This window comes from Streptomyces viridosporus (assembly GCF_002078235.1).
In the GTDB taxonomy this organism is placed as follows: Bacteria; Actinomycetota; Actinomycetes; order Streptomycetales; family Streptomycetaceae; genus Streptomyces; species Streptomyces viridosporus.
The window spans coordinates 1-10,258 of sequence record NZ_MSGP01000391.1 but is presented as its reverse complement, the minus strand read 5'-3'; the positions used below and the strand labels follow the sequence as shown (position 1 = coordinate 10,258).

At 72.5% G+C, this 10,258-nt stretch carries 8 protein-coding genes and 1 pseudogene; all 9 read right to left on the bottom strand.

The genetic code is table 11. The features are described from left to right. The coding region (locus tag B7L92_RS26440; RefSeq protein ID WP_438364023.1) for a PAS domain-containing protein at positions 1 to 1,357 on the bottom strand (1,357 nt) is incomplete at its 3' end. Between the two features lie 265 nt (positions 1,358 to 1,622). Continuing rightward, positions 1,623 to 2,422: pseudogene (locus B7L92_RS39705) on the bottom strand (IS5 family transposase); the annotation flags it as partial. A 365-nt stretch (positions 2,423 to 2,787) separates the two neighbouring features. After that, positions 2,788 to 3,816 (bottom strand): NAD(P)/FAD-dependent oxidoreductase, encoded by a 1,029-nt coding sequence (locus B7L92_RS26415; RefSeq protein ID WP_081239892.1) that lies wholly within the window; start codon positions 3,814 to 3,816, stop codon positions 2,788 to 2,790. 10 nt (positions 3,817 to 3,826) lie between these two features. Then, complete coding sequence (locus B7L92_RS26410; protein WP_081239891.1) at positions 3,827 to 4,345, bottom strand: isoprenylcysteine carboxyl methyltransferase family protein; 519 nt, start codon at positions 4,343 to 4,345, stop codon at positions 3,827 to 3,829. After that, positions 4,342 to 5,427, bottom strand: coding sequence for a type III polyketide synthase (locus B7L92_RS26405; RefSeq protein WP_081239890.1), 1,086 nt, complete (start codon positions 5,425 to 5,427; stop codon positions 4,342 to 4,344). The genes B7L92_RS26410 and B7L92_RS26405 overlap by 4 nt, the downstream gene beginning before the upstream one ends. Then, complete coding sequence (locus B7L92_RS26400) at positions 5,424 to 6,605, bottom strand: NAD(P)/FAD-dependent oxidoreductase (protein WP_081239889.1); 1,182 nt, start codon at positions 6,603 to 6,605, stop codon at positions 5,424 to 5,426. The genes B7L92_RS26405 and B7L92_RS26400 overlap by 4 nt, the downstream gene beginning before the upstream one ends. Next, a complete protein-coding gene (locus B7L92_RS26395) occupies positions 6,605 to 7,399 on the bottom strand; it encodes a UbiA family prenyltransferase (RefSeq protein WP_170102243.1) in 795 nt (264 codons plus the stop codon). The genes B7L92_RS26400 and B7L92_RS26395 overlap by 1 nt, the downstream gene beginning before the upstream one ends. 38 nt (positions 7,400 to 7,437) lie before the next feature. Further along, positions 7,438 to 8,502 (bottom strand): NAD-dependent epimerase/dehydratase family protein, encoded by a 1,065-nt coding sequence (locus B7L92_RS26390; protein ID WP_081239887.1) that lies wholly within the window; start codon positions 8,500 to 8,502, stop codon positions 7,438 to 7,440. Positions 8,503 to 8,800: 298 nt separating this feature from the next. After that, complete coding sequence (locus B7L92_RS26385; protein ID WP_497591443.1) at positions 8,801 to 9,475, bottom strand: lytic polysaccharide monooxygenase auxiliary activity family 9 protein; 675 nt, start codon at positions 9,473 to 9,475, stop codon at positions 8,801 to 8,803. Positions 9,476 to 10,258 lie beyond the last annotated feature (783 nt).

The window sequence follows — 10,258 nt, the reverse complement described above, 5'->3', positions numbered from 1 at the left end:
GGTACCAGCGGGCGTTGTCGATGGACAGGGCGGCGCGGGCGGCCAGCTCGCCGGCCAGGACTTCGTCGTCGTGGGTGAACGGTTCGGACTTGCGGGTGCGCTTGAGGTCGAGGACCCCGAGGATCTCACCGCGGGCGGTCAGCGGCACGGCCAGGTAGGAGTGGAGCCCGGCGCGGGCCAGAAGCTCGGCCGCCCGGGGGCAGCGGGCGACGCGCGGCAGGTCGCGGCCCTCTACGCGGGGCACCCGGACCGGGCGGCGGAGGTTCACGCACTGGGCGGCCAGGCGGTCGGTGTCGTAGACGGCGAGTTCACCGGGCGGGTCGGCGGCGCGGGCGGCCTCGGTGGGGCCGGCCGTGGTCACGGCGAGGGGGCGGAACAGCGCGGGCCCTTCGTGGCTCTCCGCCGCGTAGCCCTGCAGGACGCTGTCGAGCACGTCCACCGCGGCCACGTCGGCGAGATCCGGCACGCACACCTCGGCCAGCTCGCGGGCGGTCTGCTCGAGGTCGAGCGTAGTCCCGATGCGCAGGGAGGCGTCGGCGATGAGCGCAAGGCGCCACCGGGCCCGGGCCGCCTCGATCTCCGCCCGGCGCCGCTCGGTGACGTCCACGATCGAGGCGGCCACCCCCAGCACTCGTCCGCCGGGGTCCTCCAGCCGGTAGCGGGAGACCGACCAGGCATGCTCGCGGCCGGGGTCGGCCGCGGTGCGGCCGACGGCGGGTTGGTCCAGCTGCGGCACCCCGGTCTCCAGCACCTGGCGGATCGTGGCCTCGACGTCGGTGTCCAGATGCGGCAGGACCTCGCCAGGGCGCCGGCCAATGTGGTCGGCGGCGGGCAGGCCGTTGATCCGCTCCAACGCCGGATTGACGGTCACGAACCGCAGGTCGGTGTCCAGAACGGCCAGCCCGATCGGAGACTGATCGATCAGGCGCACCGACAGCGCCAGCCCTCGCTCCACCTCCCGCAGGATGGCCTGGTCGGTGGCGATGCCCAGGGCGTAGAAGTTCCCCCGGCTGTCCTCCAGCCGCATGTTACGGAACTCCACCATCCGTGTGTGGCCGTCCTTGCACCGGATGGGGAAACCGCCGGCCCAGCTCTCGCCGCTCGCCATGACCCGGGCAAACAGCTCGAGCACCTGCTCCAGGTGTTTCTCCTCGAGCAGCAGCCGGGCCGCGTACTGGCCCAGCGCCTCCTGGGCGGTGTAACCGAACAGGTCCTTGGCCTGCGGGCTCCACAGCACGATCCGCCCGTCCGCATCGAGGACGACGGCCGCGACACCCAGCACGTCCAGCAGCCCGCCCGGGGCGGAGGACACGTCCCCCGCCTGCTCCGTCCGGCCGTGAACAGCCCCGAAAACCATCTCCGCGTTCATCCCGGACACCCCTTTCACCGGCTGTCACGCGGCATGCACCGGGCCCGTCTGCGCCGGTCCTTTGCAGCCCCGGAGGTCTCCCGGACCGGCCGGTCATGTATCCCTAAACTCTGGGTACCCCTGCACCCCATCCGGCACCACATCTCCCTGCCTTCATCGTGCGCCTGCTCCTGGCGAATAAATGGCTGATCGAGAGCGCACCCCAGCCGCAGACCTTGCGGTCGAGAGCCACTAAAACTTCATTTCGCTTGGCCAGTCGGCGGTGGCGTATGAGGGTCGCGGCGATGGCTGGGAAGGCAAGGAAGTGTTCCGGCTTGCGCTCGTAGCGGCGGTGCAGGCGGCGGCAGCCGGACAGCCGGGACACGGTCCGCTCCACCACCCAGCGGTGTCGGCCCAGTCGCCGGGACGACTCGACGCCCTTGCGGGCGAGACGGTGCCGGATGCCGCGGGAAGCGAGTCATCGCCGCAGGTGGCGGTAGTCGTAGCCCTTGTCCCCGTGCAGCTTGGCGGGCCGCTGGCGTCGCGGGCCGCGACGGGAGCGGATGGGCGGGATGCCGCGGACCGGAGGGATGAACGCCTGGCTGTCGTGGAGGTTGGCGGCGGAGATGCCGATCGACAGCGGCAGGCCACGTCGGTCGACGATGAGGTGAATTTTCGATCCCTTCTTGCCGCGGTCGGTCGGATTCGGTCCGGTCAGCTGCCCCCTTTGAGGGCCCGGACGCCGACCGAGTCGATCGCGCACCGCGACCAGTCCAGCTCACCCCGGGAACCGAGCTCGTCCAGGACCAGGTGGTGAAGCTTGGCCCACACCCTGGCCTCGGTCCACTCGGTGAACCGGCGGAAGGCCGTCACCCCGGACAGTCCGAAGCCCGGCGGTAGTTGGTTCCGGGTACAACCTGAGGCGGCCACGGAGATGATCGCGGCCAGCACCTCGCGGTCTCCCCGCCGACGGTGCCCTCCACCCTGCGGGCGAACCGGCGCCGGCGGCACCACCCGCTGGAACAAGGTCCACAGGTCTTCCGGCACCATCCGCTCGACAAGCGCAGCAGTCATCACCCCGGACTGCCGCAAGATCACGCCAACTGAAATGGCGTCTAAGCCACCCTCGTGGTTGTCCCCTCGGCCAGTCCAGCCGCCTGTTCCAGCCCCGCCAATCGGGTCAGGTCATAGAGCGGATCACGTTGTCGAGGTCGCACAGCACCGCGTCGAACGGCCTGCCGCAGGTATTGGTGATCGTCATCGCCCCTGCGGTTGCCCGTACGGTTGTGTCCCGCGCCCCGCCCCGGGTTGTACGGGCCCGTGTGGCCGGGGTTGCCGTTCGCTTTGCTCGCACACTGTGCTGTGGGGCGGTCTCGAGGACCGCGAACCGGATCGAGGTCGCCGGCCGCCGTGACCGACAGTGCCCGGAGCCCGCCGGATCACGTCCCCGGCGGACGCGCCAGCGCGTCGACGGCTGCGGAGAACAACCACGGCAGCCGCTGCGCCGCAGGCACCAGCGCCGCGCGGAGCGGGGGCACCCTCGTCGCGCCGAGCAGCGCGTGGGTCAGCCAGCGGTAGCGCCGGGTGAGTCGCCGCCACTCTCGTTCGTAGGCTGCCAAGTCGCCGTTGCCGACTGCCCGCACCGCCGCCGACGCCTGCGCGAGCGCCAACGCGATGCCCTCGCCGGTCAGCGCGTCGACGTAGCCGGCCGCATCACCGACGAGCAGCACCCGGCCGGCGGTGCGCGCGCTCGCGTCCTGGCGGAGCGGACCCGCCCCGCGCGCTGGTGTGGCGGTCCCGGCTCCGGCCAGCCGCTCCTGCAACTCGGGGAAGGCGGCGAGGTGGTCGTCGTACGGTCCCCGGTCGGTGGTGAGCACCGCGACGCCTACGAGGTCGTCGGACACCGGGGTCACGTAGGCCTCCGCGTCACGGGCCCAGTGCACCTCGACGTGGTCGCTCCAGGGGGTGAGCACGTAGTGGCGCCGCAGCCCGTGCCGCCGGTGGGCCCGACGCGGCCGGTGCAGCCCCAGGGCCCGGCGGATCGGCGAGTGCAGGCCGTCGGCCGCGACGAGGTGGCGGGCACGGGTGCCGTCGACCACCACACCGTCCTCGTCCTGCTCGACACGGCGCACGGCGCGTTGTTCGACCCGCACCCCCGCGGCCAGCACCGCCTCGTGCAGCGCCGCGTGCAGCACAGTGCGACGCACCCCGCGGCCCGGACCCGCTCGGAAGCCGGCGTCGGCCCGGTGCGCCCCGGCTACGTACCGGATGCCCCGCAGGTCGTAACCCGGCGGGTGGACGCCGAGTGCTGTCAGACCGGCGACGGCACCCGGCATCAGCCCTTCGCCGCACGCCTTGTCGATGGTGCCGGCGCGCTGTTCCCAGACGGTCGCTTCGAGCCCCGCCCGGGCCGCGTGCAGGGCCGTGGCGAGGCCTGCGGGTCCCCCGCCCACAACGAGCAGGTCCATGCGCGTCCCCTCAGGTCAGCCGCGCCAGGGCGGTGTTCTCGGTGCGGATGCGGGTGGTGAGCAGGAACCCGTTCAGCACGGTGAAGACGATCGCCGTGACCCAGGCCGAGTGCACCAGCGGGAGCGCGAGCCCTTCGACGACGACGGCGACGTAGTTCGGGTGCGAAAGCCGGCGGTAGGGGCCGCCGGTCACGCGCGGAGCACCGGGCACGATGATCACCCGGGTGTTCCACTGTCGGCCCAGGGCGGCGATGCACCACCAGCGCAGCACCTGCGAGGCCGCGACGAGGGCGAGCATGGTCCAGGCGAGGACCGGTACGGCGTCCGTTCGGCACACCCACACCTCCACGAGCGCGCCGACGAGCAGGCCCGTGTGCAGCACCACCATGAACGGGTAGTGCTCCCGCCCGGACTCCACGCCGCCCCGTGCAAGGCTCCAGCCGGCGTTGCGGCGGGACACGGCCAACTCGGCGACCCGCTCCAGACCGACGGCCGAGACCAGGACGGTGAACAGGATCTGACCGTTCATTCCTCCCCCGGGGCGCGCAGGAGGACGAGTTCGGAGCAGAAGCCCGGGCCCATGGCGAGCATGAGCCCGTGGGAGCCGGGCCGGGGTGGGCGATCGGCGAGCGTGTCCGCCAGGACGTGCAGCACCGAGGAGGAGGACAGGTTGCCGATCCGGCGCAGCGAGTCCCAGGTCACGGCCAGGGCGTCCCGCTCGACTCCGAGCGCTTCCTGCAGGGCCTCGATGACCTTGGGACCGCCGGGGTGCGCGACGTACCAGCCGAGGTCGCCGCCGGTCAGCCCGTGGTCGGCGAGAAAGCCGCGAACGTCGTCGCCGACGTACCGGCGCACCAGGTCGGGAATCGAGGAGTCGAGCACGATCCTGAACCCACCGGGCCCGACGTCCCAGCCCATCGTGCGCTCCGAGTCGGGGTAGAGGCGGCTGCGCGAGGCGAGCACCTCGGGGCGGGCGGGGTGGTCGGACCGCGCGAGCGGATGCTCGGGACCGACGGCGACCACCGCTGCGGCGCCGTCCCCGAACAGGCCGCTCGCCACGAGGTTGGCGACCGAGGTGTCCTCGCGCTGAAGCGTGAGCGAGCACAGCTCAACCGACATCAGCACCGCGACCCCGTCCGGACGGCCGCGCAGCAGGTCGTGCAGGCGTGCGATGCCGGCCGCGCCGGCGACGCAGCCGAGGCCGACGAGGGGCAGGCGCACCACGTCGGGACGGAGCCCGATCTGCGCCGCGACGCGGGCCTCGAGCGTGGGGACGGCCAGACCGGTCACCGTGCACGACACGATGTAGTCGACGTCGGTCGGCGTGAGGCCGGCGTCCTTGAGCGCGTCGACGACCGCGCGCCCGCCGAGCTCGACGCCGGCCCGGATGAAGACGTCGTTCGACTGGCCGAAGTCCCCGAGCCGGGCGTACTCCTCCAGCGGGAGCACGATGTGCCGGGTCTCGACGCACACGTTGCGGTGGAACCGCTCGACGACGCTGCGGTCGAGCGTGCCCTCGACCAGCGTGGTGGTGAAGGACTCGGTGATCTCCTCCTGTCGGTGGCAGTGCTCGGGCAGGACGCCGCGGACGCTGAGGACGCGCATGCTCATGCTGGCTCCTGAGGTCGGCCGGACGGACGGATGGAGGCGAGGAACGCCCGGCCGAGGCCGAGCGCGACGGTGGGGGTGAGCCGGCCCCGGGCGAGACCGAGTTCGACGAAGTCGTCGAAGACGCGCTGGTTGGCGGCCGAGGCCCGCAGCCCGGCCTCGATGACGTGTGTGCTGCGGGCGAGCCGGGCGGCCAGGGCGGTGTGACGCAGGTGGGGCAGCAGGATCCGGTGGGTGGCGCGGGCGTACCGCTCCCCCGCCCTCTCGGGCCGTCTGTCACGCAGGGCCGCGGCGGCGGCGCGACCGGCCGCGATGCCGGTGGCCACGGCGTAGTGGATGCCCTCCCCGGTCAGCGGGTTCACCAGGCAGGCGGCGTCGCCCACGAGCAGTACGCGGCCGGTCGGAAGGCGCCAGCGCGCCGTCGAGAGCGGCAGGTGGTGCCCGACCCAGTGCTGCCCGCTCTCGGTGGCGTCGGGCAGGAGCGCCTCGAGGCGCTCGAGCAGTTGGGCACGGGTCGGTGCCGGACGGTCCTCGTGGAGGAACTCGCCGTATCCGACGTTCGCGAGGCCGTCGCCGCGGTCGAAGGACCAGGCGTACGACGGCTGGTGCCGGGTGCCGAACTCGATGACCTGCGCGCCGCGCCGCCCGGGTCCGACCGGGGCGTAGCCGCGCAGCGCCAGGGCCATCGGACCGCAGGGTCGGCCGAGCGCGCGCCGGATGACCGAGTGGGCGCCGTCGGCGCCGACCACGACCGCGGCGGAGATCTCCCCGTCCAGGACCACCGCGTCGGTGCGCTGCCGCAGATCGCGGACGCGGTGGCGGAGGAGTCGGGCTCCGGCGGCGACGGCCGCGTCGACCAGTCGGGCATCGAGGATCCGGCGCGGTACCACCCACACCGGGCGGGCCATCCGCCGCTCGGCGACCAGGCGGCCACGGCCGAGGCGGAGGCGGTCGACCGGGACCCGGTCGTCGACGAGGCCGGTGACGCCGACCTGGGCGAGGAGGTCGAGGACATGCGGGGCCACCCCGTCGCCGCAGGCCTTGTCCCGCGGGAAGTCCGCCCGGTCCAGGAGGGCGACGCGCAGATCCGGGTCGGCGCGCAACGCGCCCAGGGCGGTGGCGGCACCGGCCGGTCCGGCGCCGACCACCGCAAGGTCCCAGTGGGCGGGTGCGGGCGCCATCAACCGGCCGCCACGAGCAACACGACGTCGAGCAGGGCGACGGCCAGCGCGGCCCGGAAGGGGACGCGCCCCCGGGCGACCAGCGTGAGCACGGCAAGGACCATCACCATCACGAGGGCCGCCCACCCCCATGCCGGAGGGGGCCCGGCGGGAGCGAGCACGGCCAGCAGTGAGGCGATGGACAGCAGCACGACGGCCAGGACGCGCGAGGGACGTTCGCCGATCCGGTGCGGCAGGCCGCGGACGCCGGTGCGTTCGTCGTCGGCGAGGTCGGGCAGCGTGTTGAGCAGGTGCGCCCCGACACCGAGCGCGGCGCCGGCGCCGGTCGCCCACAGCGGCGCCCAGGCCGGGGCGGGGCCGGCGAGGGTGACGACCGAGGGCAGCGTCCCGAAGGCGCCGGCGTACGGCACCCACGACCACCAGGTCGCCTTGAGCCCGAGGTTATAGACGTGACCCGCACCGGCGCCGAGGATGACGTTGACCAGCGCGCTGCGCCAGCCGACGAGCGCGGAAAGCACGAGGCAGGCGAGTCCGGCCGCGACCAGGGCGCGCACCGCCCAGGCGACCGGGAGGGCTCCGGTGACCAACGGCTTGTCGGTGCGGCCGACGGCGCGGTCGCGAGAAAGGTCGCGCAGGTCGTTGCCCCAACCGATCGTGAGCTGGCCGGTGAGTACCGCCCCCGTGAGGACGGCGGCGTCGAGCGGGCGCAGGTCACTGCGGAGCGCGAGCAGGCCCGCGATGACGCCGACCGCCAGAGCCGGCCCGCCGTGGGCGGCGGCGAGCAGCGCGAGCACGGGCTGCGGCCCAGAGCGTGTCGGGGCCGCGCCGGCGGTCACGGGCGCCGCCGCACGGCGACCGGCCCGCGACGGATCGCGTCGCCGAGCGCGCCGAGGACGGTGCGTGGGCGCAGCACGGGTGTCCGGCCGGACGCGGCCTCCCTCATGCCCTCGATCACCTCGGCGAGCACCTGCGGGCCGTCCTTGGTCGGGGCCCAGTCGAGTTCCGTGCGCGCGCGGGTCGTGTCCAGCGTCGGGAGCGCGAAGCCCATATCAAGCCACCCGGTGTCGACCTGTTGCAGGCGCGCGTGCCAGGCGGCCGACATGGCGGCGCGGACCACTGCGGAGGGTACGTGTACCAGCCTGGCGTCGAGCGCGTCCGCAATGACCGCCGCGGTTACGGGCGTGTCGGCGGCGAGGTTGAACGGACCGCCCGCGCGCCGGTGGAGCACCGCGACGACCGCCTCGGCGACGTCGTCGGTGTGGACCATCGGAATGGTCAGCCTCCGGTCCATCGGCAGGACCGGCAGCAGGTCGAGCACCTTGGGGGGCACGAGGGCGGGCACGCCGTAGCGGAGGAGGGCACTGCCGGCGGCGCGCTGCCCGACGATCCCCGGCCGCAGGCGGGTGACGAGCGTGTCGGCGCCGGAGGCCTCGTGCCGGTCGAGGAGGCGCTCGGCCGCCGCCTTGTGTCGGCTGTACCGCGAACTGCGCACACCCCCGGTGGGCCAGGACTCGTCGACCGGACGGTCGTCCTTCTTCGGTGAGTAGGCGCCGACCGAGGACATGTGGACCAGGTGCGGGACGCCGGTCTCGGTGACGGCTCGGAGCACGCGGCAGGTGCCGCCGACGCCAAGCTGGGCGAGGTAGGCCAGATCGTGGGACGGCTGGAAGCCCCACGCCAGGTGGACGACCGCGTCCGCACCGGTGAACGCCTCTACGAGCACGTCGTGGCAGGCCTCGGTGCTGAGATCCACCGAGCGCCAGTCGACACTACGGCTGTCGGGGCCCTCGGGCGGCCGCCGAGCCAGACCTACAAGGTCGTGCGTGCCCTCGGCACACAGGCGTTGCACGACGACAGAACCGATGTTCCCGGTCACCCCGGTGACCACGATGCGCATGCAGGATGATGCCCCGTCGCTCCCCCGCTCACACGAGGCACTCCGGCATCCGGGGGACACCGACGTCACTCGGGCGGTGATGTGCCTCCGCTTACGTGGAGTCGAATTGCTGGACTCCAGGCGATCGAGGGGGTTGTCCTCAGCTCGAACTCAGTGGGTGTGTTCACGCCAGGAGCGCAGGGAGCCCCGTCGGGGCAGGGTGACCACATGGGTCCCCTGCCCCGACGGGGCTCGGTCGGCCGGGCGGCGGGTTACCGGCGCCCGGCAGAGGCCGGTGCCGTGTGCGACGCTCTCCGGCTCAGCCGAAGTTCACGTCGCTGCACCACATGTAGGCCTGGTCGAGGTGCGAGGCCTGCCAGATCACGAACAGGATGTGGTGTCCGGTGTAGCCGGAGGTGTTGACGTTGAACCTGATGTCCTGCGCCGGGGCGAAGCGGCCGGTCTGCGTGATGAAGTCGAGGTTGCCCCAGCCCAGGGTCTGGGTCTTGGGGTTGAAGCCCTGCTTGCTCACGTAGACCCTGAAGTAGTCGGCACCGTGGGACGCCTGGTCGTGCAGCTGGACCGTGAAGTTGTTGCTGATGTTGGTCGTCTTCCACTGCCCGGGCTTGTTCAGGCTGGCGTTCCTCGAGAGGTTGTTGCTGCAGAGCGTCCCGTCGGGGGTCCGCGCCTGGAACTGGCCACCGAGGCCGTCGCGGAGCGCGCTCATCCAGTTCCACATGGTGTCGGGGTTGGCCTGGAACGCCTGATAACACATGGGGTCTTCGGTCTGCATGGCCGGGCTCGTGTGGTTGCTGCCCCACGTCTTCCAGCACTGGTACGCGCGGGAGGCGGGGTTGACGATGGTGCCGTGAGCCTGGGCGGGGGCCGACCAGGCCAGTGCGCCGACAACCACGGCGAACACCATGACGAGCGCCTGGAGAGGTCGGCGGAGGGACGACCACGAACGCCCGGTTAACGGACTCTGTGTGCGCATGTGGGGGGAACTCCTTCCAGTTGCAAGACTGCCATGGGAGCGCTCCCAACGGTACGTCTTCTGAGTGAAATGTCAATGAAACAAACGGAGTTGATCACAGGGGCGGGCGGCGAGCAGGGAATCTGCCGTGAGCCGGGAGTCAGAACCGTTCCCGGGGGCGGAAAGCGAGGATGCGGCCTGGACCGGTGTGCGGGGCGATGCCAGGCAGGGGCGTTCGCAGCATGGCAACGGGACCTGGTTCCGGCGCGAGGGCTGTCCAGTTCCACAACATGCGAGATCCCAGGCCCCGATGGTGCGCTTCCGTACACCCGAGTCGGCCTCGTCGGGCAAGTTGCCTGGTAGGAGCTGTGACTGTATGGCGCATCGGGCGGGGAAAGCGGCCGATGGCACGCAGCGGGAACGTGCGCACTCCTCGGGTCTGAACCGACGGCACTGGAGCATGGACGCCGTAGCGAGGGAAGCCGCCGGCAACGCAGATCAGTCTCGACGCGCTCCAACTCACCTGGGCCGCCGCCGCGACCCCAAGACGCTCGCGGACCAGGTGCCGGAACACTTCCGGGTGGACCGTCAGCCAGGCCGTGGAGAAGAAGCCTGGCTGATCACGCCCGGGTCCGTTCCACGTTTGCCGACACGGCTGTTCCGGGCAGGGCTGCCCCGCGGCGAGCGGGCGGCATGGGCTGCGGCTCGGCCGTCGCCGGTTCCCCGCTGACGACGGTTCCCCCCCCCGCCGAGCCCTCCGCCCTCACCCACGTAGCGGCCACCCGCTCGACGATCCGTCGGCAG